30 protein-coding genes and 1 pseudogene are annotated in these 25,984 nt (G+C 70.2%); 15 read left to right on the top strand and 16 right to left on the bottom strand.

Annotated features, from left to right (window positions below):
- Nucleotides 1-39: 39 nt before the first annotated feature.
- Nucleotides 40-1,158: a DoxX family protein gene (locus ACQUSM_RS00240; RefSeq protein WP_435114878.1), complete on the bottom strand. Its 1,119-nt coding sequence runs from the start codon at nt 1,156-1,158 to the stop codon at nt 40-42.
- 53 nt (nt 1,159-1,211) lie between these two features.
- On the opposite strand from ACQUSM_RS00240, the gene ACQUSM_RS00235 reads away from it, so the two are divergent.
- On the top strand, nt 1,212-1,436 hold the full coding sequence (locus ACQUSM_RS00235; protein WP_435114877.1) for a hypothetical protein: 225 nt from the start codon (nt 1,212-1,214) through the stop codon (nt 1,434-1,436).
- Nucleotides 1,437-1,702: 266 nt separating this feature from the next.
- Here ACQUSM_RS00235 and ACQUSM_RS00230 read toward each other — a convergent pair whose 3' ends face one another.
- On the bottom strand, nt 1,703-2,128 hold the full coding sequence (locus ACQUSM_RS00230; protein ID WP_435114876.1) for an archease: 426 nt from the start codon (nt 2,126-2,128) through the stop codon (nt 1,703-1,705).
- Complete coding sequence (locus ACQUSM_RS00225) at nt 2,128-3,420, bottom strand: DUF502 domain-containing protein (protein WP_435114875.1); 1,293 nt, start codon at nt 3,418-3,420, stop codon at nt 2,128-2,130. Before ACQUSM_RS00225 ends, ACQUSM_RS00230 begins: the two co-directional genes overlap by 1 nt.
- A 116-nt stretch (nt 3,421-3,536) precedes the next feature.
- Between ACQUSM_RS00225 and ACQUSM_RS00220 the strand changes: the two genes are divergently transcribed.
- Both ACQUSM_RS00220 and ACQUSM_RS00215 read left to right on the top strand, forming a co-directional pair.
- Complete coding sequence (locus ACQUSM_RS00220; protein ID WP_435114874.1) at nt 3,537-3,896, top strand: hypothetical protein; 360 nt, start codon at nt 3,537-3,539, stop codon at nt 3,894-3,896.
- 39 nt (nt 3,897-3,935) lie between these two features.
- Nucleotides 3,936-4,370, top strand: coding sequence for a universal stress protein (locus ACQUSM_RS00215; RefSeq protein WP_435114873.1), 435 nt, complete (start codon nt 3,936-3,938; stop codon nt 4,368-4,370).
- Nucleotides 4,371-4,385: 15 nt separating this feature from the next.
- On the opposite strand, the gene ACQUSM_RS00210 is transcribed toward ACQUSM_RS00215, so the two are convergent.
- The 6 genes and pseudogenes from ACQUSM_RS00210 to ACQUSM_RS00185 form a co-directional block, all read right to left on the bottom strand.
- Complete coding sequence (locus ACQUSM_RS00210) at nt 4,386-4,616, bottom strand: hypothetical protein (RefSeq protein WP_435114872.1); 231 nt, start codon at nt 4,614-4,616, stop codon at nt 4,386-4,388.
- Nucleotides 4,617-4,814: 198 nt separating this feature from the next.
- On the bottom strand, nt 4,815-5,501 hold the full coding sequence (locus ACQUSM_RS00205) for a nitroreductase family protein (RefSeq protein ID WP_435114871.1): 687 nt from the start codon (nt 5,499-5,501) through the stop codon (nt 4,815-4,817).
- 103 nt (nt 5,502-5,604) lie between these two features.
- The gene (locus ACQUSM_RS00200; RefSeq protein WP_435114870.1) at nt 5,605-6,045 is read right to left on the bottom strand and encodes a universal stress protein; all 441 of its coding nucleotides are present in this window, start codon (nt 6,043-6,045) and stop codon (nt 5,605-5,607) included.
- 73 nt (nt 6,046-6,118) lie between these two features.
- Nucleotides 6,119-6,757, bottom strand: a complete 639-nt coding sequence (locus tag ACQUSM_RS00195) for a sensor histidine kinase (protein WP_435114869.1) — start codon at nt 6,755-6,757, stop codon at nt 6,119-6,121.
- 118 nt (nt 6,758-6,875) lie between these two features.
- Nucleotides 6,876-7,142 (bottom strand): annotated as a pseudogene (locus ACQUSM_RS00190) (ATP-binding protein); the annotation flags it as partial.
- A gap of 280 nt (nt 7,143-7,422) precedes the next feature.
- Nucleotides 7,423-9,255: an ATP-binding protein gene (locus ACQUSM_RS00185; RefSeq protein WP_435114868.1), complete on the bottom strand. Its 1,833-nt coding sequence runs from the start codon at nt 9,253-9,255 to the stop codon at nt 7,423-7,425.
- 104 nt (nt 9,256-9,359) lie between these two features.
- Between ACQUSM_RS00185 and ACQUSM_RS00180 the strand changes: the two genes are divergently transcribed.
- Nucleotides 9,360-9,689: a DUF7113 family protein gene (locus ACQUSM_RS00180; protein WP_435114867.1), complete on the top strand. Its 330-nt coding sequence runs from the start codon at nt 9,360-9,362 to the stop codon at nt 9,687-9,689.
- 495 nt (nt 9,690-10,184) lie between these two features.
- Here the strand turns inward: ACQUSM_RS00180 and ACQUSM_RS00175 are convergent, their stop codons facing one another.
- Nucleotides 10,185-11,447: a DNA double-strand break repair nuclease NurA gene (locus ACQUSM_RS00175; RefSeq protein WP_435114866.1), complete on the bottom strand. Its 1,263-nt coding sequence runs from the start codon at nt 11,445-11,447 to the stop codon at nt 10,185-10,187.
- An 83-nt stretch (nt 11,448-11,530) separates the two neighbouring features.
- Here ACQUSM_RS00175 and ACQUSM_RS00170 point away from each other — a divergent pair, with 83 nt between their 5' ends.
- On the top strand, nt 11,531-11,737 hold the full coding sequence (locus ACQUSM_RS00170) for a hypothetical protein (RefSeq protein WP_435114865.1): 207 nt from the start codon (nt 11,531-11,533) through the stop codon (nt 11,735-11,737).
- A gap of 6 nt (nt 11,738-11,743) precedes the next feature.
- Here ACQUSM_RS00170 and ACQUSM_RS00165 read toward each other — a convergent pair whose 3' ends face one another.
- Nucleotides 11,744-12,754 (bottom strand): 5,10-methylenetetrahydromethanopterin reductase, encoded by a 1,011-nt coding sequence (locus ACQUSM_RS00165; protein WP_435114863.1) that lies wholly within the window; start codon nt 12,752-12,754, stop codon nt 11,744-11,746.
- A gap of 3 nt (nt 12,755-12,757) precedes the next feature.
- The gene (locus ACQUSM_RS00160) at nt 12,758-13,516 is read right to left on the bottom strand and encodes a coenzyme F420-0:L-glutamate ligase (RefSeq protein ID WP_435114862.1); all 759 of its coding nucleotides are present in this window, start codon (nt 13,514-13,516) and stop codon (nt 12,758-12,760) included.
- Between the two features lie 114 nt (nt 13,517-13,630).
- Here ACQUSM_RS00160 and ACQUSM_RS00155 point away from each other — a divergent pair, with 114 nt between their 5' ends.
- Nucleotides 13,631-14,497, top strand: a complete 867-nt coding sequence (locus tag ACQUSM_RS00155; RefSeq protein WP_435114861.1) for a hypothetical protein — start codon at nt 13,631-13,633, stop codon at nt 14,495-14,497.
- A 132-nt stretch (nt 14,498-14,629) separates the two neighbouring features.
- On the opposite strand, the gene ACQUSM_RS00150 is transcribed toward ACQUSM_RS00155, so the two are convergent.
- Nucleotides 14,630-15,802, bottom strand: coding sequence for an HD domain-containing protein (locus tag ACQUSM_RS00150; RefSeq protein ID WP_435114860.1), 1,173 nt, complete (start codon nt 15,800-15,802; stop codon nt 14,630-14,632).
- Between the two features lie 82 nt (nt 15,803-15,884).
- Here ACQUSM_RS00150 and cofD point away from each other — a divergent pair, with 82 nt between their 5' ends.
- From cofD to ACQUSM_RS00120, 6 genes are all read left to right on the top strand, one after another.
- A complete protein-coding gene (gene cofD / locus ACQUSM_RS00145) occupies nt 15,885-16,973 on the top strand; it encodes a 2-phospho-L-lactate transferase (RefSeq protein ID WP_435114859.1) in 1,089 nt (362 codons plus the stop codon).
- On the top strand, nt 16,974-17,738 hold the full coding sequence (locus tag ACQUSM_RS00140) for a tRNA-dihydrouridine synthase (protein ID WP_435114858.1): 765 nt from the start codon (nt 16,974-16,976) through the stop codon (nt 17,736-17,738). It begins immediately after the preceding gene.
- Nucleotides 17,735-18,616, top strand: a complete 882-nt coding sequence (locus ACQUSM_RS00135) for a triphosphoribosyl-dephospho-CoA synthase (protein ID WP_435114857.1) — start codon at nt 17,735-17,737, stop codon at nt 18,614-18,616. The genes ACQUSM_RS00140 and ACQUSM_RS00135 overlap by 4 nt, the downstream gene beginning before the upstream one ends.
- Entirely contained in the window at nt 18,613-19,236 is a 624-nt protein-coding gene (locus ACQUSM_RS00130; RefSeq protein ID WP_435114856.1) for a DUF447 domain-containing protein, read from the top strand. The genes ACQUSM_RS00135 and ACQUSM_RS00130 overlap by 4 nt, the downstream gene beginning before the upstream one ends.
- Before the next feature lie 25 nt (nt 19,237-19,261).
- On the top strand, nt 19,262-20,008 hold the full coding sequence (locus ACQUSM_RS00125) for a proteasome assembly chaperone family protein (protein ID WP_435114855.1): 747 nt from the start codon (nt 19,262-19,264) through the stop codon (nt 20,006-20,008).
- Between the two features lie 61 nt (nt 20,009-20,069).
- A complete protein-coding gene (locus tag ACQUSM_RS00120) occupies nt 20,070-21,440 on the top strand; it encodes an NAD(P)/FAD-dependent oxidoreductase (protein WP_435114854.1) in 1,371 nt (456 codons plus the stop codon).
- Between the two features lie 7 nt (nt 21,441-21,447).
- Here ACQUSM_RS00120 and ACQUSM_RS00115 read toward each other — a convergent pair whose 3' ends face one another.
- The gene (locus tag ACQUSM_RS00115; protein WP_379731298.1) at nt 21,448-21,651 is read right to left on the bottom strand and encodes a 30S ribosomal protein S17e; all 204 of its coding nucleotides are present in this window, start codon (nt 21,649-21,651) and stop codon (nt 21,448-21,450) included.
- Nucleotides 21,652-21,766: 115 nt separating this feature from the next.
- Between ACQUSM_RS00115 and thyX the strand changes: the two genes are divergently transcribed.
- The 3 genes from thyX to ACQUSM_RS00100 are packed head-to-tail and all read left to right on the top strand — an operon-like array spanning nt 21,767 to nt 24,245.
- On the top strand, nt 21,767-22,510 hold the full coding sequence (thyX, locus tag ACQUSM_RS00110) for an FAD-dependent thymidylate synthase (RefSeq protein ID WP_435114853.1): 744 nt from the start codon (nt 21,767-21,769) through the stop codon (nt 22,508-22,510).
- Between the two features lie 36 nt (nt 22,511-22,546).
- Nucleotides 22,547-23,548 (top strand): lamin tail domain-containing protein, encoded by a 1,002-nt coding sequence (locus ACQUSM_RS00105; RefSeq protein ID WP_435114852.1) that lies wholly within the window; start codon nt 22,547-22,549, stop codon nt 23,546-23,548.
- A gap of 40 nt (nt 23,549-23,588) precedes the next feature.
- Nucleotides 23,589-24,245 (top strand): molybdenum cofactor guanylyltransferase, encoded by a 657-nt coding sequence (locus ACQUSM_RS00100; RefSeq protein ID WP_435114851.1) that lies wholly within the window; start codon nt 23,589-23,591, stop codon nt 24,243-24,245.
- Here ACQUSM_RS00100 and yqeC read toward each other — a convergent pair whose 3' ends face one another.
- Both yqeC and ACQUSM_RS00090 read right to left on the bottom strand, forming a co-directional pair.
- Nucleotides 24,246-24,977, bottom strand: coding sequence for a selenium cofactor biosynthesis protein YqeC (yqeC, locus tag ACQUSM_RS00095; protein WP_435114850.1), 732 nt, complete (start codon nt 24,975-24,977; stop codon nt 24,246-24,248).
- Nucleotides 24,978-25,022: 45 nt separating this feature from the next.
- Nucleotides 25,023-25,841 (bottom strand): polysaccharide deacetylase family protein, encoded by an 819-nt coding sequence (locus ACQUSM_RS00090; RefSeq protein ID WP_435114849.1) that lies wholly within the window; start codon nt 25,839-25,841, stop codon nt 25,023-25,025.
- Nucleotides 25,842-25,984: the final 143 nt, after the last annotated feature.

Raw genomic sequence — 25,984 nt, 5'->3', positions numbered from 1 at the left:
GCTCGGGCATGCGGCCCGGAGCAGAAAGACCGTTGCGTGTCAGTCGGCGGCGACCGCCGACTCGTCGCCGCGCCAGTCGGCCCCCGTCTCGTCGCCGAACCGTTCGGCCAGCCAGCGGTCGAGCGAGTACGCGCCGCCGCCGGTGATCACCAGCACCGACACCAGCCCGAACAGCGAGACGTGGGCCATCACGGGGTCGTCGGGCAGGCCGAACAGCGTGGTCGTGAACATCAGGATCGCGACGCCGCAGCCGGCGCGAGTGAACAGCCCGAGCGCGAGCGCGATCCCCAGCGCCACCTCCGTCAGCGCGGCGCCGACGACCCACAGCTCCGGCGAGACGGGGACGACCGCAGTGAGGTTGTACTTCGCGACGACGCCCAGCGCCTGCCCCGGCATGAGCAGCTTCTGGACGACGCCGAGGTAGACGAACGAGATGCCCAGTCCGACGCGGACGATCACCGGCACGAACTCGTCGCGGTCGGCGAGCCGCTCGCCGATCGGCGCGAGCGTCTCCCGCACGGGGTCGATGCGCTGGTACACCGTCCCCCCGACGGCCGACAGCCGCGAGAAGACGTGGTCAGCGCTCGGGCGTCCGCCGCCGAGCAGCAGGATCGCGAGCAGCCCCGGGACGAACTCGAACGCCAGCAGCAACGCCGGACTCAGCAGGACCCCGACGAGGTAGCCCGCCAGCCCGACCGCGGCCGCGAGCCGCGTCGCGAAGCCGAACACGAGCAGGAAGCCGATCCCGATCCCGAACAGTCGGACGAGCGCGCCCGGGAGTCCGAGGAAGTCGGCGGTCGCCGCGGGCGAGAACAGGTAGCCCGTGAAGCCCGCACCGACCATCGGCAGGCCGATCGCGAGGCGGGCGAGCCACGGCAGGAGGTCGTCGTAGCTCCGGAGCGTCCGTCTGAGCACGGCGAGATCCAGCCGGAACGGCCGGAAACGGAGCCAGCCGGCGCCCGCGACGACGGCGCCGGCACCGCCGCCGAACAGCATCGCGAGTGCGAGCGGGTCCGCCGCGACGGCGGCGAGCAGTTCGGCGGCCCGTTCCCCGCCGTCACCCGGCGTGACGTACCGGACGTGTGCGAGCGCCCGATCCGGAACGACGGCGAGCAGCACCCCGAGTGCGGCCGCCGCGGGGGCGATGTGACGCGTCATACTCCAAACTGTGTCCGGAGGGGCAAAGGCGTTCGCCCGGGGGAACTACGTCGATGGGGGACGGAGACGGCACCATGGCGACGACGAGACGGTGTCCGGACTGTGGCGTCACGCTCGAGGAGATGACGATGCGGACCGGCGACGGCTTCGAACTCCACCTCGTCACGGACGAGCCCAAGGAGGGAATTCTGGGGAGCCTCGGCGCGAAGGAGAAGGTGAAGCCGACGACGTACGCCTGCCCGGAGTGCGGGCTCGTCCGGCAGTACGTCGAGGAGTGAACTGAGAGTCAGAGCGACCGAACGTCGCTCGCCGGTCGCGAGCCTGAATCGGTTACACACAGCCGCGGCAACACGCTCCTCGCGAGCGACCGAAGTCGCTCGCCGGTCGCGAGCCTGAATCGGTTACACACAGCCGCGGCAACACGCTCCTCGCGAGCGACCGAAGTCGCTCGCCGGTCGCGAGCCTGAATCGGTTACACACAGCCGCGGCAACACGCTTCATGCGAGCGACCTGACGTCGCTCGCCGGTCGCGAGCCGCGGCTGGCTACACATCGAAGACGACGTACGCCTCCCACGCCCCGTCGACGCGTTCGAGGCGCATCTCCGAGTACGTCACCGCCTTCACGTCCCGGGCAGTCACCGCCGAGAGCGGGACGCCCCGGTAGCTGGCGTCGACGGTCCACGCCTCGCCGTCGGCCATCGCGGCCTCGTTGTCGACGGGCAGCACCGACCGGACATCGCGCTCGTAGATGAGCTGGTCGAGATAGTCGTACAGCGCTGCCTCGCGACTCTCGGCGGTGAGCCGGAGTCCGGCGCGCTCCCCGCCGTTGGGGGCGTCCGCGGCCGGCCACTCGTCACACATCGCCGCCGCGAGCCCGTCGGCGACGGCCGCGAACGTCGATCCGAGCTGCTCGCCGCGGGCCGCGACCGCCACGTCGGCGGTGTGCTCCCGGAGCTCGAACGCCGCCATCAGCTCCGGCCACCCCGATCCTCGTTCGACTCCGCCTCGGGCTCACCCTCGGTGGCCTCGCGCTGGTCGTCCGCGCGGTCGGCCGCCTCCGCCGGCCGTTCATCGGTCGACTCGCGCTCGCCGGCGTCGCGGCCGGCCGCCTCCGCCGGGGGCTCGTCGGTCGCTTCGCGCTGCTCGGCGTTCCGGTTGGCCGCCTCCGCCGGTCGTTGGTCGGTCGCCTCGCGATCGGCGGCGTCGCGGTCGGCCATCTCCGCGGGGGGCCGGTCGGTCGCGTCGGCCTCGGTGGCGTAGCGGCCCGACTCCTCTGCGGGCGTGACGTTCGCGTCGTCCGTGTCGACGCCGTGGGCTCGCTCCGCGGGCGTGTCGGCGTCGGCGGCAGGGCCCTCGGCCTCGGGGCGTTCCCGGCGCGCGATGTCGTCGGGCGTCGTCGCCCGCGCGGGTTCGACCGACTCGTCGTACGTATCCGATCGGTCGGTGTCGACCGGCTCCGAGCGGCGGATCGTCGGCGACTCCGCCCCGGGTTCGAACTGCTGGTCGGCGTGCTCGACGCCGGCCAGATCCCGGAGCTGCTCCTCGGACATCCCCCCGCTCGTGGCCGCGCCGCCACCGGCCACGGCGACGCCGCTGGTGACGATGGCGCGGATCCCCTCCTCGACGGTCATGTCCACGTCCATCACGCGGTCGGCGGGCATGTGGACCAGATGCCCGCCCATCACGGGGTTGGGCGCCAGCGGGAGGAACAGCGTGAGCATCTCGGCGTGGCCCGCCGGGTCCGACAGCGCGTCCGGCGTCTCGGTGGTGACGAACCCCAGCGTGTACGCGCCTTCGTGGGGGAACTCCACCAGCTTCACCTCCCGGAAGCTCTGGGTGTCGGACTCGAGCATCACGTCGCTCATCTGCCGGAAGGAGTCGTAGACGCCGCCGACCGCGGGGATCTGCGAGATGAAGTAGTCGAAGTAGTCCACCGCGCGCTCGCCCCACTTGGTGGTGTTCGTGAAGATCCCGACCACCATGATCACCGCCAGCAGGATCACCGGCGTGATCAGCTGGATCACGAAGACGCTAGCGGGGATGTCGCCGATGATCGGGATCTGTACCTGACTGTCGGCCGCGACGATCCCCTCGGCGAACAGCGAGAGGTAGTTGTAGACGTACTGGAACGCGACCGCCAGCACGATCACCGTGACCAGCATCGGCACGACGACCGCGAGCCCGGTGACGAACGACTCCCGGAGGGTCTCGCGGGTCGACTTCCTGACGCGCTGGTCCATCCGCAGGTCCGACTCGTCCATTCGTCACGACCAACGCAGTGACCCCCGCTAAAGCCTTCGGCCTCCCCGGAGCCGTCCTGTCGCCGACCGCCCACGTCGCCCACCACGCTTTCCCCGACGCGACGCGTTGGCCGGGTATGGCTCTCGTCGACGGACTGCTCGTCGGTATCGTCAGCCTACTCGTCGGCGCGCTCGCGATCCACGTCGGCGCGAGGGGAGTCGTCGGCGACGACCCCGCGTTCGGCAACGCCGTGGTCGCCGCCGCCGCCGGCGCGCTGGTGTACGCGCTGTTCGGCTTCGTCGGCGGGATCCCCCTCGTCGGGCCCGCGCTGCTGCTCCTGTTGTGGATCGGCGTCGTGAACTGGCGCTACCCCGGCGGCTGGGTCAGCGCCGCGGGGATCGGCTTCGCCGCGTGGCTGGCGGCGATCGTCCTGCTGTGGATCCTCTCGCGGGTCAGTCTGGTCGACATCGGCGCGCTGGGCGTCCCGGGCGTCTGAGGGCGAGCGTTTATTCCGGTTCGCGCCCCCTGAGGGGGCATGTACCGCCGAATACTGATCCCGACCGACGGGAGCGACCCCAGCTATCTCGCCGCCGAGGAGGCGCTCGACCTCGCGGAGCTGTTCGACGCGACGGTCGACGCGCTGTTCGTCGTCGAGCAGTCCGGGCCGAGCGGCCACTGGGACTTCGAGGTCGAGAAACAGGAAGCCGTCGGCGAGGCGGCGCTGGACAAGGTGGCCGAACTGGCCGAAGAACGCGGCGTCCCCGTCGAACGCCACCTCCGCCGGGGGCGACCGGCCGAGGAGATCGTCGACGCCGCGGTCGACTACGGGGCGGAGCTGATCGTCATGGGAACCCAGGGCCGAACCGGGTTCTCCCGGATCGCCACCGCCGGCAGCACGACCGAGCGAGTCGTCCGACTCACGGAAATCCCGACGCTGGTGGTCGGCGGCGCGGGAGCTGGGACGGAGTAGACCGGGGGTCTGCACTCAAGCGATCCCGTCGACGACGAGCAGCAGGCCGACGACGACCGTGAGGCTCCCGACGACGAACCCGACCAGCCGGGCGTTGTCGTCCATCTCGATCTCCGACGGCTGCTGGGTCGTCCCGGCCGACTTGAGCCAGCGGTTGAGCCAGTCGATCGCCGGGTGGTCGATCGCCAGGAGGACGCCGCCGACAGCGAGGAACACGCCGAACAGGACCTGTTCGACTGCGACCATAGCGAAGCGGCGTCGGCGGGGAGGATAGTTCTGTTCGTTGTCGTCGCCGGTCGGCCTACACGATCACGGCAACAGGCTCCGTCGCCGGGACACAGAGATCCCGGCAGGTCACGAGCCGTGATCGGTTACTGCACGACCACGGCAACAGGTTCCGTCGCCGCGCGACGGAGCGCGCGGCAGGTCACGCGCCGTGGTCGACTACTGCGTCGCGAAGCTCTCGGTCACGACCTCGTCCTCGAGTTCGGCCTCCGTCGGCTCGAACTCCTCGCGGTGGACGATGTCGTCGACGGGGCGGCGGAACTTCCGGGGCGTGTTCGTGTCGGCGGCGTTGGGCGCGGCGTGGCCCATCGTCACCAGCATCACCGGCTCGTACTGGTCGTCGATGTCGAACTCCTCGTGGAGCGCGTCGGGGTCGAAGCCGCCGACGGGGCAGGTCGAGAGCCCCTCGGCGCGGGCGGCGTGCATCAGCGTCATCCCCGCCAGCGCCGTGCTCTTGGTCGCCCAGACGCGGTTGGTCTCCTCGTCGCGGTCGGCCATCCCCTCGATCGTCTCGAGCAGGCCCGCCTTGGCCTCCTCGTTCGGGAGGTACCCCTTCCGGAGCTGGTCCTCGGCGACCGCCTCGCCGTGGGCGCTGGGGTCGGTGTTGCCCAGCACTGCGACGGCGACGGGGGCGTCCGTGACGTGCTCCTGACCGTAGGCGACCTCCTGCAGGCGCTCGCGGTTCCCCTCCTCGGTCAGGACGAGGAACTCCCACGGCTGGAGGTTGTAGCTGGAGGGGCTGTAGCGGACGCGCTCGAAGACGGCCTCGATCGTCTCCTCGGCGACCGGCTCGTCGCTGTACTCGTGGACGCTGCGGCGGGTCAGGACGGTGTCGTCGAACTCCATACCGGAGACCGGCGGTTCGAGGTTTAATGCCTGTCGTGTCGCTCGTAATTAGGTCACCGTCGAGTCAGGGGGTGGCGTCGACGTCACCGTCCTGTCGGCCGACTCACCGGACGACCGTGACGGGAATCGGCGACTCCCGGACCACCCGCTCGGCGACGCTGCCCAGCAGCATCCGCGAGACGCCGGTCCGGCCGTGGCTGCCGACGACGAGGTGGTCGTACGCCGGGGCGTCCACGTCGTCGCTGTCGCCGCCGGCGACGTCGACGATCGTCTGTGGCGGCCGCCCGACCGCGATCTCGGTCCGGAACTCGGTGTCGTACTCGGCGTCGGCCTCCTCGAACAGCTCCTCGGCGTCCGCCTTCGACTGCTCGAACCACTCCTCGCCGCCGCTGGGGATGCCGACGCCGGCGCTGTAGCCCGCCTCGACGGGGTTGATGACGTACAGCAGGGTGACGTCGGCGTCGCCCCACTCGTCGATCACGAACTCCAGCGCTTCCTCGGCCTGTGGCGTCCCGTCGTACGCGACGAGTATTCGCTTGGTCATGGCTGGGGGTTCGGGCGGCGGGGTAAAAAGCCCGGTTGCCGAATCGCGTTCGCCGGTGTGTTCGTGCCGGCGATCACGACGGGTCGGCGTTCGCGTACGGGAGCGCCACCACGAACACCGAGCCGCGGGGGTCGTTGTCCTCGATCCGCAGCTCGCCGTCGTACCCCTCGACCAGCGTCCGGACGAGCGAGAGCCCGCCACTATTGCCGTCCTGCCCGGAGAGCACGCGCTCTTTCTGTTCCTCCGAGAGGCCCGGGCCGTTGTCCGTGACCGTCAGCTCGACCGTCTCGCCGCCCACGTCTACGTCGACGTGGACCTGCGGGTCGTCGGCGTCGTTGTGCTCGACGGCGTTCTCGAGCAAGTTATCGACGACCGACCGTAGCCCCTTGTTCGCAGTGACGGGAGCCTGCTCCGGGATGTCCGTCGTGACCGTGATACTGTAGGTGGCCTCGACCCCTTTCGCGATCTCGGCGGCGATCGCCGCGAGATCGATCGGGGCGAGCTCGGCTTCCCCGCTGAGCGTCTCGGCGACCACGCCCGTCGTGTCGATGCGGGCGAGCGCCTCGTCCGCTTTCTCGGCGATGATCGACGGGCTGTCGCCGGCCGCCTCGGCGTCGCTGTCCACCAGCTGGGCGTGGCCGCGGATCACGTTGAGGTCGTTGCGGAGGTCGTGGCGGATGAGGCCGTTGACGAACCGGAGCGCTTCGCTCACGGTGCGTGCGCGGCGAGCTTCGCTCCGTGCACGGCCGACGTAGTAGCCCGCGACCACGCCCGCGATCCCCCCCCGATTCCGCCGCGATAAGCAGGGGGAATATGGCTTCACCGACGACGCGTCCCTCGAACGCTCGAATGAGGAGGGAGAACCCCATGATGACCACGAATATCGTGGCACCGAACAGACACCACAGGAACACCCGCCAGCGGTCCTGCGGGAGGAGGTCGGTGTCAGAAAGCCAGTATCCGGCGTACACGATCACGAGCGCGAGAAAGCCGTCCAACAGCCCCGCCACGACCGGCCCGATCAGCCCGTCGATCGCGATGATCTCGGTCGCGTGATGAACGACGGCTATCAGAAACAGCACCGCCCCGAAAGCCATGAGAAGATGTGGCGATCTCGTCCGGAGGCGATGACGGTCCATGAAAAATACGCAGCAGGGACCGTATTTACACTTTTGGAATCCGACAACTTCCCGGAGCCCCAAGCACACGTCGTCATCGCACGAGGGCACGGCGGCCGTCGCTTACTCGCCGTGGTAAGTCACACATAGACACGGCATCCGTCCTGCGGGCTCCGTGCCGCGACGGGTCAGTCGCCGTGTCTGGTGACACATCCCCACGGTGTCGGTTGTACGCTCCCGACACGAGCTCGCTTCGCGTTCACTCGCCGTGGCGAGTGACACACTCGCTCAGCCCGATCAGTTCCACCGGCTCGGAGTTGTCGGGCGAGTACACCACCATCTGCCCCTTCTCCATGTACGGCACCTTCTGAGCCAGCTCGGTCGGGATGTTGACCGACGAGATCGCGTCCTCGTCGCCGAGGTTCAGCACGATCTTCGTGTTCACCTGCTTGAACACCGGCTCCGCGATGTCTTGCGGGTCCTGCGTGATCAGGAACAGGCCCAGTCGCTCTTTCCGGCCCTGCTTTGCGGCCTCAGTGAACTTCTGGACCACCTTCTGGGCCTGCACGGTGTCGGCGTCGGAGAGGAAGTTGTGCGCCTCGTCCATCCCCAGCACCAGCGGGGTCTCCTTGATCCGCTGGCTGTTGGGGGAGTTCGAGAGCTTGTCGTCGACGAGCAGCGAGGAGACCGCGAGCACGAACATCTCCTTCGCCCGCGAGGTCGAGAGGTGGTACGTCGGCACGACCGTCAGCCCGCCCGGCCGGACGAGCTCGTGGTCGAGTTCGGTGATCGGTCGGGCGTCCTGATCGAAGATGCCCGAGGGAATCCCGCGAACGCGGCGCTTCACCGCGTCGAAGGTGGCTTCGTGGACGCGGCCGGACTCGTCGAGCTCCTCCTTGAGCCCGGGATCGTCGAGGAACCGTTTGAACTCCTCGTACGTGCCGTCGTCGCCGTAGTCGGCGAAGAAACGGTTGAGGAGCGTGAGCAGCGCGGGGTACTGATTGTCGTTCAGGCCGCTCCCCGCCACGAGCCACGGCATGTCGTACTCGTTCACGACCGAGAACGGGATGGTGAAGCGCACCTGCTCGGCGCGGTGGTTCTCGCCGCCGTAGCTCACGCCGTCCTCGACGGGGACCAGCGCGATGGTGTCGTCGTGGCCGCCGTGGGCGATCCCCTCGCGGTCGAGCTTGCGGGCGAACGCGTCGCTCATCCCGGGGTTGTCGTCGTGCATCTGGGCGTACTCGTCCTGCGGGTCGAACTGCACGACCGCAGGTGAGACCTCTCGACCGTCGTCCATCGGGTACGTCCGGTCCGCGTCGAGGTACTGCCGGAGCACGTTCTTGGACGCGTGTGTCTTCCCCGAGCCCGTGCCCCCGGCGACGAGTGTGTGCCGGAACACGAGCGGGTCGCCGTCGGCGTACTCGTCTTTCACGCGGTAGTCGACCGTCGGCGGCTCCGCGGCGGTGCGGACCTTCTCCCCGCCGACGGAGAGGTGGCCGAGGAACACGCCGTCGCCGGGGATCTTGAGGCCAGTCTTGATCTGCTCCTCGTCCGAGGCTTCGCGAGCGAGCGCGCCGGGTTTGGGCACGCGGTCGGTCATCCGGCGTTTGAGTTCGCCGCCCTCCTCGTAGATCACCGCGACGGGCTCCAGTTCGGCCATGAACTTGTAGTCGCGCTCCTCGAACTCCTCGCGGCGCATCTGCCGGCGCGCGTGGATCTCGGTCGCGTCGTCGGACTGGAACTCCTGTGCGTACTCCAGCGCGGCGATGGAGCAGAACAGCGCCTCGTCGTCGGGATAGGGAACGAGCAGGTAGCTCCCCAGCCGGACCGAATCGCGGTTGCCGGTGGTGATAAAGGCCCGCAGGGTCGTCTCGTCGCCGTCCTGCGAGACGCGCAGCCCCTGCGAGACGGAGACGGTGCCCAGTCCCTCGTCGGTGCCCGACGGCTCGGCGCCGTAGCGCTCGAACTCGGTCGCGTCGTCGCCCTCGCCGCCCGGATCGGTTTCCGTGGCCGCGTCGCCGCCGTCGGTCGCCCCCGACTCGTCGCCGTCGACGTAGTCGGTGAAGTCGCCGAGATCGCCCGAATCGCTCATGTCCCGGAGGTGGGCGGCTCCCGCCATACGCCTTTCCCTGTCCCGGGGATCGCGACGGGCGCCGCGGGCAGCACCCCTAAAGGCGCCGACCGACTAACTGCGGTATGATTCACGTCCACGGCCGCGGCGGCGGGACCGCCCTCACCGGCACGGTGTTCGAGCGCGGCGAGGACCCCCCGACGTACAAGGGCGCGCCCGACGAGGACGCCGCCTACGTCTGGGTCTGTGACGCGTTCTACGAGGTCGAGAGCGGCGGCTCGGCCATCGAGGTCGACGGCGAGGAGATCCGGGTGGCGTTCGAGTCGCCGATGCCCCGGGGGTTCGACACCCGCGAGCAGGCGCTCGCGGCGGCACGGGAGCACATCCGCACGCAGTTCGCCCGGATCGGCGTGGAGGACGTGGCGATCGACGTGGAGAAGGAGACGCCGGCTTAGACGTTGTCTTAGCGGTCAGGTGCGGATAATCTGGTTTCGTCGACTGGGACACGCGGACCGCAACCGGCAACAGAACCGCGGAGTGAAGCTGACCACTTGTGGCCGCACCGCCCCGCACAGCCCTCATGCCTCCCCAGCCGACTCCTTCCCTCACTCCGGCAGAGCAAAGCTCTGCCGTGCCCTCGTTCGCTTCGCTCACGAGGACTCCGTTCGGTTAGTCGTCCCTCGCGCTCGGCTCGCGCACGGAGGCGCGAGCGCTTCGCGCCACCGCCGGCTGCGGTGGCGGTGGACGCCTCGCGAGCGCCACTCACGGCGCTCGCGGGGGGAGGGGTGGGGACTCGGTGCTGCGCCGAACCTTGTGTTCGGCGCACTGCGGTCGCAAGTGGTCAGCGACCGAGATGCTGTTGCGGTCCCAGTGGTCTACGATCGGGATGCCGATGCAGCCGCGATCACGGTCTCAAACCCCCGCAACCAAAGCGCGACCGAAAACGGGGACTACTCCTCCTCGCCCCACCGTAGCCCGTCGTACGTCGACCGCGACTCGCTCCCGAACGTCTCCTCGAACTTCCGGCGGATCGCCGCCTTCTCGCCGGCGCCGATCTTCGCGAGCTCGTCGGCCTTCCCGACTGCCTCCGGCGGCCCGCGCTCGGTCGCGACCTCGCTCAGGAGCTGCGTCGTTAGCGCCTCCCGAGTCTCGGGGTCCCGGGTGACGGCGTAGGGCGCCTCCACTTTGTACGTCACGTCGGTCCGCGGGTCGTAGAGGTAGCAGAACGTCACCTCGTACGCCTCGGGGTCGAGCCGGCGCTCGACCCCCATCGCGTCGCCGTCGACGGACATCGGCTCGTCCGACGAGCCGCGGGAGCGGAACCACGAGGTGAACGTGAGGTCGGACTCCTCGCGGGCCGCGGACGGGTCGTCGGTCGTCTCGTCGAGCGCGTCGTCGCGCTGCTCCAGCAGCCGGGTGAACAGCGCGGCGTCGTCGGTCCACGGCGTCGGCACGCGATCCGAGAGCGTCCGGACGATAAAGCGGGAGGTGGGGTTCTTCACGAACCCCGCGATCGGGACGCCGCGCTCGACGAACTCCTCGACCAGTCGGACGTAGTTCTCGACGATCGCCTGCGGCGCCGCCTCCTTGGTGGCCTCCGCCAGCGCGGGGTCGCGGGACTCCCAGTTGAACAGCCGCTTGGGGTACAGTGGCCCGTCGAGCAGGAGCAGTTCGTCGACGTTGTCGGCGTGAGCGAGCGCGTGGGAGGACTCCGCGAGATACAGCGCGAGCTCGTGTGTCACCTCGTCGGCGAACTCCGCGACTTCGGGCACCTGCAGCACCTGCTGGCGGCTGTAGCCGCGGTCGTACTGCTGCCACTCGGTGCCGTACTCCCGGGTGGCGTCGCTGGCGTGAACCGTCGCGACCATCGAACGCGAGCGGTGGAGGTCGAGATCCGTCGGCGCCGACGCGATCGCGGCCTGCGCCACGTCGAGCAGCAGCCCGTTCTTGAACGCCGTGGGGTTGAGCGTCCCCGCGTCGAGCCCGTGGGTCGTCTCGAACGGGCGGTCGGCGAGCGCCACGTCGTCGATCGTGGCCGCCCGGAGCGCCGGCTCCCCGAGCGGCTCGACCACGGCCCGGCCGTCGTCGCGTAACGGGTCGAGCATCCCCCACGCCCGGGCCGCGTGGTCGTCGTGGTCGGAGTCGTCGACGGTGCCCGCGATCGAGGCCGCGATCCGGGCGATGGTGTCGACGTGGATAGGGTCGAGCGTCACTGGCTGTCGCTGGGGGGCGGGCCGGGAAAACTCCCCCGGCTGCACACGGAAGAGCGAAGTGACCCCGGATCCAACGCCGACGTATGGCTACGCTGCAGGAGTTCGTGAGCCGGATCGTCACCGACCTGCCCGAGATGGGCCGGCTGTTCGAGGGCGTCGTGACGCAGGACCCGCTGTCGGCCGTCTCGGCCGCGATGGGCGCGCTGTTCGTGATCGTCGCCAGCGCCGGGCTCGGCTACCTCGCGTTCGGCGGCCTGCTCGACCTGCTGGGCGCGAACCCGGCACGATAGCGTCGTTCAGTCCCGTTCTTCCGCCCGTTCCAACGCCTCGCCCGCCAGCTCCACGGCCGTATCGAGATCCGGCCCCAGCGGCGAGCCACACACCACGCCGTCGGCGTGGTCGAGCACGCCCGCCAGCCGGTCGGCCACTTCGTCCACGGTGCCCGCCGCGGCGAAGGCGTCGATCATCGCCGGCGACACCTGCTCGAACGCCTCGGTGAACGCACCCTCGCTGATCTTCTCGCCCACCGTGGCAGCGCGCTCGGCGTCGATCTCGTGCCGTGCGAGCACCGGCTCCGGCGCGCCGGCGGCGATGAACGCCACGGGCGGGCGTGCTGCCTCACGGGCGGCTTCGCGCTCGGCGGCGACGCTCACGCTGGCGTACGCGAGGAAGTCGAACGCGCCGCGGCGGTCGGGACGCTCGCTCAGCCCCTCCGCGACGCGGTCGCCCGCCCACGAGAGGTCGCGGGGGTGGGAGCCGTTGAACAGCAGCCCGTCGGCGTGTTTCGCCGCCATCCGACACATGTGCGGCCCCTCGCCGCCGACGTAGACGGGGATCTCGCCCGGCGGCTCGTAGTTCAGCCCCGCATCGTCGGCGCTGAAGGTGCCGTCGTGATCGACGCGCTCGCCCGCCCAGAGGCGCTTCGCGACCTTGAACGCCTCCAGCACCGAGCGCAGCCCGCGGTCGTCGCCGTCGACGCCGAGGTTCCGCAGCGTCGAGGGGTCGCCCGGGCCGATTCCGAACACGCCGCGGCCGCCGGAGCGCTCGTCGAGGGTGGCCATCCGGGAGGCGAGCGCGACGGGGTGGCTCTCGTGGGGGTTGGCGACGCCCGGCCCGAGTCGGATCGCGTCAGTGCGGTCGGCGATCGCGCCGAGGGCCTGAAACGGGTCGCGGTTGTTGTAGTGCGACGACGCGAACACGGCCTCGAAGCCGGCCGCCTCGGCGGTTTCGGCGAGGTCGGTCAGTCGGTCGATGGGGTGCTCGGGCGTGAGTTCGATCCCGCGGCGGATGGGAGTGGGCTCGGCCATCGATCAGTCCTCGTACTCCCAGCCACGTAGCGCTTGGCGCACGAAGTCGCCGCGCATCTCGCGGAACATGTTGTCGCTGCCGTCGTGGTCGCCGAACTCCCAGTCCCGGACGATCACGACGGGATTCCCGCCGTCGCCCTCGCCGGAGACGAGGTTGGCCGCGCCCGCGAGCTCGTCGACGACGCTCTGGACGGTCACCTGCAGCTCGTGGCCGTCGCGGTCGGTCTCGCCGCGCCAGTCCCGGGAGGCGGGCATCCCCGCCCAGCCGATCGCGACGCCGCGCTGGCCGTGGCGGAACGGCCGGCCCGAGGTGTCGGTGACGATCACGGGCGGCGACTCGGGGAGGTTCTCGTGGATGCGCTCGGCAGACTGGCTCGGGCGCTCGGGCAGCAGGAGCAGGTCGTGCTCGGGGACGTTCGAACGGTCGATCCCCGCGTTGACGCTGACGTGGCCGAACGGCGCCTCGGTGAGGACGAACGGCGCCTCCATCACCACGTCGGTGCTGTTCTCGAGGACGGCTTGGGCGAACCGCGGATCCTTCTCGTCGCCGGAGATCTCCTCGAGGTTGCGGGCGATCTCTTTCGCTCGGGGGCCGGCGGGGAACTCCTCGAGGTCGGCGGTCCGGCCCTCGGCCTTGGAGACGACGGTCGAGGCGACACAGACCACGTCGTCCGCCCGGAGGTCGACGCGCTCGGCGATCATCGCGGCGAGGTCGTCCCCCCCCCGGATCTCCGGGAGGTCGGGGACGGCGAACAGTTCCATACCCGCCACTCCGCGCCGCCACACAAAAGTCGTGGTGAATGGGCGAGCCGCGCGTTCGAGGGGCCACGAAAGCAACAGGAATACGTAGAACGGCTGAGAACCCACCGGTAATTGATGCGGGATCAGGATTTCCTCGAGTCCGACTGGGACTACTGCCTGGTGCTCGACGCGTGCCGCTACGACGTGTTCAGCGAGATCTACGACGAGTATCTGGACGGGCGACTGGAGAAGCGACGCAGCGTCGGCTCGTCGACGCCGGAGTGGGCGTACCGGAACTTCACGGGGCACCACGACATCGCGTACTTCTCGGGGAACCCGTTCATCAACGACCTCGGGATCCCGCTGAACGAGCTCAAGTGGGGGGCGAGCTGCGACTACGAGTGGACCGCTTCCGACCACATCTCCGAGGTGTTCGACGTGTGGAAGACCGGTTGGGACGACGACCTCGGGACGGTCCCGCCGGAGGGGATCACCGAGGCGTTCCGGAGCAACCGCGACGCCGTCGAGCGCGCCGAGCGCACGGTGCTGCACTACATGCAGCCCCACGCCCCCTATCTCTCCCGCGGGAAGGGCCAGAAGCTCAAACAGATCCAGAAGGGGATCCGGAAACAGGAGGAAGCCGAGAACGGCGACGCCGAGGCCGACGGCGGCACGCTCGCGTCGATGAGCGACCGGCTCCGGACCAACGTCGAGAGCGTGCTCGACGGCAGCGAACTCGCCCAGAAAGCCGGGCTCTGGCTCGAACTCGATCCCGCCGACGTGATGAAAAACGGCACGCAGGAGGCCGCGCTCGGGCTGTACGAGGAGAACCTCCGGATCGTGCTCGAAGATATCGCCGAGTTCGTCGACGAGCTCGACGGCGACGTGGTGGTGACGGCCGACCACGGCGAGGCGTTCGGCGAGGAGGGCGTCTGGGAGCACCACATCGAGACCCACATCCCGCCGCTGGTCGAAGTGCCGTGGTTAGAGTTGGACAAATAGCGAACGACTGATACAGATCCGCGCCGAACGTCCCGCCGGGCGGCAGTGACGAGGGTTACCCCCACCGAGCCCCGTGTGACGATGGATTCTCCCGAGCCGCCCGTTCTACCCGGCGAGCGTCGCCGATAGCGCTCAGCGCTGCACGCGATCGGGCAGCCCCAGCACGTCCACCGCCGCCGCCGCGACCGCGTCGCGCTCCTGTTCGGGCGCGTACACGCCCAGTCGCCAGCCGTCGCGCTGGGCCTCCCGGATCGCCGTCACGAGCCCGGAGGCTTCCTCCAGCCGCTGGATCACGCCGTCGACGACGACGCGGGCGTTGGACTCCTTCATCGACGGCCGCCGGGGCACGTCGACGATCACTTCCGACTCGTCGACGCCCGCACGCTCGGCGATGTCGCGTTCGGCGGCGCGCTCGTCCTCGTGTTCGAGTTCCAGTAGGTGCGCGGGCGTGTCCGAGAGCCCTGCCCAGACGGTGCGCTTGTACAGGTCGCGGCGCTCGATCCGGCCGCCGAGTTCCGGGACGTGCTCGCCCAGCGCGACCAGCAGGTCGTGGTCGGCCATCCGGGCGAACTCATGGATGTCCACGTCGTTCTCGCCGTCGAGCAGGCGTTCCGCGGCGCGTTCGAGCATCGAGCCCGCGATCCGGGAGACGTGGTGGCGGTAGACGATCCCGTTCATCAGCCCGCGGGCGAGCAGCAGCGACTCCGCGGTGCGGACGTTCCCCTCCGCGAGGACGAGTTCGCCGTCGCGGTAGCGTAGCGAGCGAACGAGCCGGCCGTGGTCGATCGAGCCGTAGGGGACGCCGGTGTGGTGGGCGTCGCGGACGAGGTAGTCCATCCGATCCACGTCGAGTTCGCCGGAGACGAGCTGGCCGAGTTCGCCCTCGCCGCGGACCAGCGCGGCGACGCGGTCCGGGGAGAGGTCGTGCTCCCGGAGCACGTCGGCGATCCCGGTGTCCGCGATCACGTCGGCGATCTCGTCGTGGTGGCGGCCCGCGCGGCGCATGATCACCTCCTCGGTCTGGTGGCCGTAGGGGCCGTGCCCCACGTCGTGCAGCAGGGCGGCGGCGCGGACGTGATCGGCACGCTCGCCGTCGACGCGCAGGTGGGTGAGCGCCTGTTCGGCGAGGTGGTACACCCCGAGCGAGTGCTCGAAGCGCGTGTGGGAGGCCGAGGGGTAGACGAGCCGGATCGTCGAGAGCTGCTTGATGTGCCGGAGCCGCTGAAACGCTGGCGTGTCCAGCAGATCCGTCGCGACCGGCGAGAGCGTGATCCAGTCGTGGACGGAGTCCTTGATCGCGTTCATACCGGAGCCCCGTGGGCGAGCCCCAAAGTCGCCCCGGTGCAGGGAGAGGAAGCTTCAACCCGGCGCACCCGAAACGTCGGCCATGGTCACGTTCCTCGCCGGGGGCACGGGCACCCCCAAGCTGCTCTCGGGCGACGAGCCCGTCTTCGCCCGCGACGCAGTCACGGTCGTCGGCAACACCGGCGACGACGTGGAGCTCGGCGGGCTGTTGGTCTGCCCGGACCTCGACACGGTGCTGTTCGACGGCGGCGGCGTCCTCGACCGCGAGACGTGGTGGGGGATCGACGGCGACACCCACGAGACCGACGACGAACTGTTCCGGCTGGCCGACGCCGCCGGCCTCGAAACGGGCCCGCGCTACCTCCCCGAAGACGCCCAGACCGACGGCCGGGAGATCGCGCGCTGGCGACGCTTCTCGGGGATCGCGGAGTTCATGACGATCGGCGACCGCGACCGCGCGGTCCACATCACCCGGACCTCGCTGCTCGACGAGGGCCACACGCTGACCGAAGCGACCCGAACCCTTGCCGACGCGTTCGACCTCGAGATCGACCTGCTGCCGATGAGCGACGATCCCGTCGCCACCATCGTCCACACGCCCGACGGCGAGATGCACTTTCAGGAGTACTGGGTCGCGAACCGAGCCGAACCCGTCGTCGAAAACGTGGAGTTCCGCGGCGCGAGCGACGCCGAACCGACGCCTGCGGTCGAGGCGGCGCTCACCGACCCCGTCGTAGTCGGCCCCTCGAACCCCGTCACCTCGGTCGGCCCGATCCGGGCGCTGCCGGGCGTCGACGCCGCGCTCGGGGCGACGCCGGTCGTCGCCGTCTCGCCGTTCTGTGAGGACGAGGCGTTCTCCGGCCCCGTCGCCGACCTGATGGCCGGCACGGGCCGTGAGCCGTCGACCGCCGGCGTCGCCGAAACGTACCCGTTCGCGGACGCGTTCGTGCTCGACGACGAGGACGATACCGACCTCGACCGGCCGGTCGTCCGCACGGACACGAAGATCGAGGAGTCGGCGGACGCCGAGCGCGTCGCCCGAGCCTGCGCACTCGCGCTCGCGGCCGTCGGCGCGGATCCGGACGAGCTCGGCCTCGCGGTCGACGATCCTGGGGAACTGAACGGAGAGGATATCGACACGAGCGAACTGCCCGTCGGGGGTGAGCAGTAGGTGTTCGAGCCCCGACTCGCGCTGGCGTCGCTCTCGGGGGAGGCAGATTCCGAGTGGGCGAAAAACGGTGCCGAGTGGGCGGGCGCGGCGTTCCTCGGCGGGATCTGTCTCGACGAGCCGACCCGCGAGGCGGCCCGGGAGATGGTCGCCGACCGCGACCGTTCGGAGTTCCTGCCCGACGATCCAGTCGCGTTCGTCGACGGCGAACTGGCGGCGCTGTCCGGCGTCGACGTACGGCCGGGGATTAACGTCCGCTCGACGACCCCGGGACCGGTCCGCGAGGTCGCCGCGGTGGCCGCCGACCACGGCGCGATCGTCGAGATCAACGCCCACTGCCGACAGGAGGAGCTCTGTGCGGCCGGCGCTGGGGAGACGCTGCTCCGCGAACCGGACCGACTCGAACCGCTGGTCCGGGCAGCCGCCGAGTCGGGCGCCGACGTGAGCGTAAAACTCCGGACCGAACTCGACGGCGTCGACCTCGGGGACGTGGCTCGGCGAGTCGAGGCCGCGGGCGCCGACGCGCTTCACGTCGACGCGATGGACAGCGAGGCCCGCGTTGCCGACCTCGCGGACGCGACCGACCTGTTCCTGATCGCGAACAACGGGGTCCGCGGGCGGGAGAGCGTCCGTGAGTACCTGAACTACGGCGCCGACGCGGTGAGCGTGGGGCGCCCGAGCGACGATCCCGCGGTGCTCGAACGCGTTGCCGACGCCGTGGACGAGTGGTTCGCCGAGCGGGGGGTGTCCGCGGAGGCGCCGCGATGAGCCGCGACAGCCCCCGAACCCCGGCGGAGAACGCCGAGCTCGCGCTGCTGCTGGAGGTCGCGGGCACGCCGAAGCCGGGGAATGTCGACCGCCGCCGCGACCTCGACGACCTGCGCTTCGAGCAGTTCCTCGCCGGGAGCGTCGGGAGCGCCGCGGGGCTCCGACTCGCGGCCGACGGCGCCCCGATCGGGGAGGCGTTCGACCACGCCGTCGCGGGGATGAGCCGGCAGTCCGGCGGCAACACCCAGTTCGGCTGCCTACTGCTGCTGACGCCGCTGGTGAGCGCTGCCGCGGACGGCGAACTGACCCGCGAGGCGGTTCGAGAACGCTGTCGGGCGACGACCGTCGACGACGCCGTCGACTTCTACCGCGCGTTCGAGCACGTCGATGTCGCCGTCGGCGACCCGCCCGAGGGCGCGGACGACCTCGACGCGCGGCGCGGGAGCGACGCCGAGCCCGCGCTCCGCGAGCGGGAGATGACGCTGTGGGACGTGATGGCGCTCTCCGCGAACCCCGACGAGGGCGTCCCCGACACGAACGCCGCCGAGTGGGTCGAGGGGTTCCCGGGGACGTTCGACGCCGCGGACGCGATCTTGGCGGACGACGGGCCCGTACTGGACCGCGCGGCGCGCTGTTTCCTCCGGCAGTTGGCCAACGAGCCGGACACGCTGGTCTGGACGAACCACGACGAGGAGACCGCGCGGACGGTCCGGGAGCGTGCCGAGTCGACGCTCGCCGAAGTCGAACGGACGGGCTCGCTCGACCCGGCCGAAGAACTGGCTACCGAGTTCGTCGACGAGGGAATCAACCCCGGTACGACCGCCGACCGCGTGGCCGCAGCGCTGTTCGTCGCGCTCGAACGGGGGCTGACAGTATGACGGCGGACGGAGGGGACTGGGCGCCCGAGGACGACGCGCCCGACGGCTGGCCGGTCCCGCTGCGCGGGGTGACGGAGTCCGTCATCGCGACGAAGGGGCCGAACGGGCTGTGGAACCTCGCCGCGCTGGGGCTCCACGCCGGCGATCCCGTCACCGCGCGGACGTACGGGAACACGCGGACGCGGCGGAACTTCGAACGTCGCGGCGGCGGCGTGGTCCAGTTCGTCGCCGACCCGCGGACGTTCGTCGACGCGGCGCTGTCGATCCGGGAGGCGTCCGAGCCGGTAGCCGCCAGCGCGGACGCGTGGGTCGAAGTCGACGCGACGCTGGTCGACAGGTGGACCGAGGAGGGAACGACGATCCGGGAGTGGGAGCTCACGCCCGGCCAGAGCGGGGTCGTCCGCGAGGGGCCGACGACGGTCAACCGCGGGTTCGGCGCGGTGATCGAGGCGACGGTCGCGGCCTCGCGGCTCGGGGTCGCGGGGTTCGACGATGCGGAGCTCCGGGAGCGCCTCGACTTCCTCGCGGGCGTGGTCGAGCGCTGCGGCGGCGCCCGCGAGCGCGAGGCGCTGGAGCGCGTGGCGGCGAACGCGGACTGGTGTCACCAACCGGAGAACTAAGACCACAGCCCCCGACTCCGGAGGCATGAACGACAGCGCTCGCCCCGCGGGCCAGTTCGGCGTGGAGAGCAGCGAGGAGCCGAAAGAGACGCTGCTCTGTGGGTTCGCGAGCTACGGGCTCTCCGGGCTGACGGCCCTCGACTTCCTGATCGACCAGCTCGAACTCGTGGAGACGGGCCACGTCTCGGCGGAGGGGATGCCGAGCATCACCCCCTTCGAGAACGGGACGCCAACCCACCACACGCGGCTGTTCTCCCGGCCGGATCTGGAGCTGACGCTGCTGAAAAACGAGCTGTTCGTGCCGCCGGCGCTGAGCGGGCCGTTCGGCGAGGAGATCCTCTCCTGGACCGAGCGCCACGGCGTCGAGGAGGTGGTCGTCGTCGACGCGGTGCCGATGCAGCACGGCCCCGACGACCACCGGACGTACTACGTCGCGACCGACGACTACCGCGAGCGCCGGCTCGCCGACGCCGGGATCGAACCGATGGCGCGCGGCTACCTCGACGGCGTGACCGGTGCGCTGGTCGAGCAGGGGATCGCCTCGCCGCTCGCGGTCGGGGTGTTCCGCACGCCGGTCCACGAGCAGATGCCCGACGTGGAGGCGGCGATCCGGCTGGTCGACACCGTCTGTGAGCTGTACGGGCTCGATGTGGACACCGAACCGCTGCAGTCGTTCGCCGACGAGATACAGCGCTACTACGAGGAGCTCCACGAGCGCTACGAGGCCGCCGCGGAGCGCGAACGGGCGTTCGACGACCGGATGTACATGTGACCGAGGGGTCGGGCGCCCGGAGTCAGTACCTTTAACGCTGCGAGTACACAGCTATGGAGTCATGGAACGCGTAGACGTCGCCATCGTCGGCGGGGGGCCGGCCGGGACCGCGGCCGCCCACGCCGCGGCCGAGCACGGCGCCGACGCGGTGGTGCTGGAGAAGGGAGTCCCGCGCGAGGACCGCTCGGGGCTGGGCCCCGACTCCACCGACGCCGCCGGCATCCTCGACTACTGGGTCGACATCATGGGCATCCACCCCGACGAGATGCCCGACGGGGTGGTACAGAACACCCTCGACCGCGCGGAGTTCCGCGGCCCGAACACCGCCTGTAACCTCCGCTCGACCGGGATCGAGTCGTCGTACGACGAGTTCGGCTACACCTTCCACCGCGCCCGCTTCGACGACTTCCTGCGCTCCCGCGCGGAGGAGGCCGGCGCCCACTACCGCACGGACGCGTCGGTGAAGGGCGTCCTGACGGAGGCACACGACCACCCGCGGCACACGATCGCGCTCGCGAACGGCGAGGAAGTCGGCGCGGACTACCTCCTGCTGTGTGACGGCCCCCAGCGCACCGTCACGATGGGCGTGCTCGACGACTACCTTCCGGAGCGGCGCGGCTCGGAGGTGCTCTCGCCGCCGACGGCCAACCACATCGCGTATCAGGAGTACCGGAAGTTCCCCGAGGAGATCTACGAGGAGGTCAAGGACGCCATCGTGTTCTGGTGGGGGCTGATGCCCGGCCACACCGCCTACCCGTGGATCTTCCCGAACCAGGACCGAGTCTGCCGGGTCGGGCTCACGATGCCGATCGGGATGGACATCGACGAGGTCGAGGACCGCGAGAAGTACGACCTGCTGCGGCCCGAAGACGACCGGATCCCGCAGGGCGCCACCTACATCGAGCGCCTGCTCGAACGCGAGTACGGCGACGAGTACGACCTCGAGGACTTCCCAATCGTCGAGGACGCGGGCAAGAGCCGCGGCACCGAGACGTACCCCATCTCCTCGACGCGGCCGATCGAGTCGCCCGTCGACGCCGGGATCGCGGTCTGCGGCGGCGCGATGGGCACCACGTCGGCGTTCCACGAGGGCGGCGACCACCTCGCGGTCCGGACCGGCGCGATCGCCGGCCGACTCGCGGCACAGGAGCGTCTGGGCCACTACAACCACGAGTGGCGCGACGCCATCGGCGAGGAGGTGCTGCGGAACGTCTCGCTCGCGGAGCTGGTCCGCGGCTGGGGGCCGGATCAGTGGGACAACGTGTTCCGCGTTGGCGAGGAGATGCTCGCCGAGGAGGGTGCCGGCGAGATGCTCTCCTGGAGCCCTCGTGCGGGGCTGCGCGGCGCGAAGCTGCTCGCGGAGTACAAGCTGGTGAAGTTCCGGAACCGGAACCGCTACGTCCAGCTGACCGCCGACGAGTACAGCTACTAACGGAGAACTACGCTTCGGCTTCCTGCGCGGCGGCGCCGGCTTCCTTCCGCGTGATGTAGCCTGCGATGCGGTTGCGGACTTCCTTGGACTCGACGTTCGTGAGCGCGGAGACGCTCTCCTTGTTCGTCTCGAAGTTCTGGTTGAACGACTCGGGGTACTTCTCGAGCAGGATCGTCCCCAGCTGTTTGACGTACTTCGGCTTGATTGCCATACGGTTGGATTCCCCGGAGAGCCACTAAAGCGATTCGTTCCGGGCCAAGGGGCTCGCGGGGGCCGCGGACGGACAAGGTAGAGTTATGCCGCGCCGGTCCCGCGAACGTAGTAACATGGAGGTCGAACTGCTGGAGGCCACGGAGGACCCGGAGGAAGTAATCTGTCGGGCCGCACGCAACGACTACGCGTCGGCGTTCGTCGGCGACCAGACGTTCGCGGAGACGATGGAGACCGTCGACGGCGACGACCTTGAAGCGAAGAAGGAGACGCTGATCGGCCACCTGCTCTCCCACGGCCACTTCGGCCCGTTCGAGCACCCGCAGGCCACGTTCGCGATCGAGGGGATGTCCCGCTCCTGTATGGCCCAGCTCACCCGCCACCGGCACGTCTCCTTCGACGTCCAGAGCATGCGTTACGTCGCGTTCGACGACGTGGACCCCGAGGCGGTGGGCGACGGCGAGATGGTCGTCACCCCGCCGTCGGCGACCGACCCCGACTGGATCGGCCGCAATCAGCAGAGCGGCGCCGTCGACGAGGAGACCGTCGAGCAGCGCGAGCAGGTGTTCCGCGACTCGGTTCAGCGCTCCGTCGAGGAGTACCAGCGCCTGCTTGACCTCGGGATGCCCCCCGAGGACGCCCGGTTCGTGCTGCCGATCGGCACCGAGGTCAACGTCGTGATGAGTATGAACGCCCGGACGCTGATGCACGTCGCCGACATGCGCGCCGCCGCGGACGCCCAGTGGGAGATCCGCGGGCTGACCGAGCAGGTGCTCGACTTCGCCGCGGAGTGGTGTCCGATCACGTTCGAGTACTACGAGGAGAACATGAAAAACCGGAAGAACCGCCTCGCGCCGTAGCAAACGCCTTTCTCCCTGCTCCTCGTAGGCGCCGGTATGTCCGGCGCCCGCGCAGTCGCGCTCTGTCTGCTCCTCGTTCTCGCCGGCTGTGGCGGCGGTCCCGTCGCGACCGACGGCGAGGGACGGATGCCGACCGACACCGCGGCCACGCCGTCGACGGCCATCGACGCGCCGCCGTCGGCGACGCCCAAGCCCGACGGGATCGAGGTCGAGGTGATCGACGTGGTCGACGGCGACACGATCGACGTGCGCTACCCCAACGGCAGCGAGGACACGGTGCGCCTGCTCGGCGTCGACACGCCGGAGGTTCACGCCGAGAACGACCCCGCGGAGTTCCCGGGCGTCCCCGAGACCGACGCGGGGCGGAACTGCCTCCGCGAGTGGGGCGAACGCGCCAGCCAGCACGCCAAAGAGGAACTCATGGGCGAGACGGTGACGCTCTCCTTCGACGAGAACGAACCCCGGCGGGGGTACTACGGCCGGCTGCTGGCGTACGTCCACGTCGACGGCGACTCGTTCAACTACGGCCTGCTCACGGCGGGGCTCGCGCGGCGGTACGACAGTTCGAACTTCCAGTACCGCGAGCGCTACGGCACCGCCGAGGGGATCGCGCGCGGCACCGACACCGGGCTCTGGGGCGCCTGCGCGACCGACGACCCCCGGACCGCGACCGAGACGGCGATCCCCATCGCCGACGGCGGCCCGCCGCTGTGGATCAGCGAGATCCACGCCGACGCCGCGGGCGACGATCGGGAGAACCTCGACGACGAGTACGTCACGTTCGGCAACGCGGGCAACGAGACGCTCGACCTCTCGGGCTGGACCGTCAGCGACGAGGCAGACCACACGTACACGTTCCCCGACGGGACGGCGATCGAACCGAACGGGACGCTCACGCTCTACACCGGCAGCGGCGACGACGGCGACGGAGAGCTCTACTGGGGACAGGGGAGCCCGGTCTGGAACAACGGCGGCGACACGGTGATCGTCCGGAACGAGAGCGGGGACGTGGTGATCGAGCGCGAGTACGACGGGTAGGACCGCAAGCGACATTCCGCGACGCGCCCACACCCCGGACATGCACTCGGCCGTGATCGTCGCCGGCGGGCGCTCGACTCGCTTCGGCGACGACGACAAGGCGACCGCGTCGCTCGCCGGAACGCCGATGATCCGTCGCGTCGCGGACCGCCTCGAACCCGTGGTCGACGAGCTCGTCGTGAACTGTCGGGACGACCAGCGCGCGGCGATCGAGGAAGCGCTCGACGGCTACCCCCTCACCACGAACTTCGCGCTCGACCCCGAGGTCGATCAGGGACCGATGGCGGGGATCCGGAACGGCTGCCGGGCCGCGACGGGCGAGTACACCGCCGTCGTCGCCTGCGACATGCCGTTCGTCGACCCGGACGCGATCAGCTACCTGTTCGACCGCGCGAGCGGCGAGATCGAGCCGCCAGCGGACGCCGAGGACGAGGGAACGCCGCCGTTCGACGGCGCAGTCCCCCGGCTGGGCGACGGCTGGTACCAGACGACTCAAGCGGTCTACCGCCCGGACGCGATGGCCGACGCCTGCGACGCCGCGCTGGAACGCGGCGACCGCAAGATCCTCGCGCCGCTCGAGGACCTGACCTACGCGGTCGTGAGCGAGGCCGAAATCACCGACGTGACCGATCTCACGACGTTCGAGAACATCAACACGAAGGAGGAGTTCGACGAGGCCGCGGATCGACTGGCCTGACTACTCGACGATCTCCCGAACGTCGGCGTCGGCCATCCGCGCGAGCACGACCCGCGGGACGATCGAGCGGTCGGCGTGGTGGAGCGTTGCGTCGGCGATCTCCCGGGCCGCGTCGAGATCCTCGTCGTCGTCGACTTTGTTCACCAGCGGGATCGCCGCCGCGCCCGGCGGGACGCCCCGGAGCCCGCCCTCGGGGCTCGCGAGCACTCGGCCAACGACCTCGGGCGTGATCTCGTCGCCGACCTCGATGCCCGCGACGGCGGCGACCCGTTCGGGGCGGTGGACAAGCTCCTCCGAGAGCGGTTCGCCCACGACGTGGGCGCTGGCGACCGGGATCACGGTGTCGGCCTGCTCGGGGATTCGGGGCTCGTTCTCGCCGGGGGCTTTGAAGTCGCGCATCCGCGCACCGTCGGCTTTCACCAGGACGGGGCCGTCGTGGGCCGCCCCGATCTCGTCGACCGTATCGGGATCGTACCCGCGGTAGCGGTCCTCGAACTCCCGTTCGGGGACGAGGCCGAGCGGCCAGTCGGTGGCGGTCATCAGCGTCGCAAGCGGGTCTTCGGTCACGGCGACGCTGGCGACGTGGGGGTCGAAGATGGGGATGCGGACCGTTGCGGTGACGACCGCGCGGTCGCTCTCGGCCGCCAGCGCGTACATGGTGGTCTTCTTGCCGCCGGCACCGACGACGCAGGTGAGTCCGTCGGCGTCGAGGGCGGCAGTGAGGTCGGACATGGAGCAGCGTGGGACCGCGAGAGGCCAAACAGTTTCGGGACGGGATCAGACCACCTCGCCGACCGTCGCGAACTCGACGCCCGGCTTGGCGGCCATGTGCTCGATCAGCTCCCGGAGCATCGACGGCCGGGGGCTCCGGCCGCTGACCTGTGGGTGGAGCGTGAGGACGTACACGCCGCCGCCGGATCGCGTCCCCTCGTGCTGCTCGTACAGCCAGTCGAACTGCCGGCGCCAGTGGTCGAACACCGCCGCCTCGTCCGAGAACGCGCGGTTGCCCGAGAACGCCAGTGCGGGGTAGTCGTCGCGCTGCCAGGAGACGGGCACCTCGGTGATCCCCACCGGCTCGCCGACCTCGTACGGCTCGTCGACGGGCGCGTGCTCGTCGGTGAGCTCGTACGGCTCGAACTCCCGGGCCATCCCGCTGGAGGAGTACTCGAAGCCGAACTCCCGGAGGATCGACACCGTGTGCGGCGAGAAGTCCCACGACGGCGAGCGATAGCCCGCCGGCGGGGCGCCGGTCAGCGACTCGATGCTCTCGATCCCGCGGGCCACGTCGGCGCGCTCGGCCTCGCGTCTCTCGTACTCGCCGGGCGGGGTGTGACTCCAGCCGTGGTGGCCGATCTCGTGGCCGGCGTCGACGACGCGCTCACAGGGCTCGGGGAAGGAGTCGATCGTGTGCCCCGGGACGAACCACGTCGTCGGCACGTCGAGGCGGTCGAACAGGTCGAGCAGCCGCGGCGCGCCCACCTCGGCGCCGAAGCGGCCGCGGGAGCGTTGGACGGGCGAGTCGGCGAACTCGCCGGCGTGGAGCCACGGCGAGACGGCGTCGAAGTCGACGGTGAGACAGACGGTGGCACGGGCCATACGTACGCCGCGGACCACGGCGGCATAAATCCCCGAACCGAGCGGCACGAGCCCGGCCGCGTCCCGTCTCACGCGACGACCCGAGATCGCCAGCAGCGATAGGGGTTGTAAAATCCCGCTTAGGCAGGGTTTTTCAGTCGGGG

The sequence above is a fragment of the Halolamina sp. C58 genome (genome assembly GCF_051195095.1).
Taxonomy (GTDB): Archaea; Halobacteriota; Halobacteria; order Halobacteriales; family Haloferacaceae; genus Halolamina.
The sequence above is the reverse complement of the archived record's forward strand: the minus strand, read 5'-3'. Positions and strand labels throughout refer to the sequence as shown.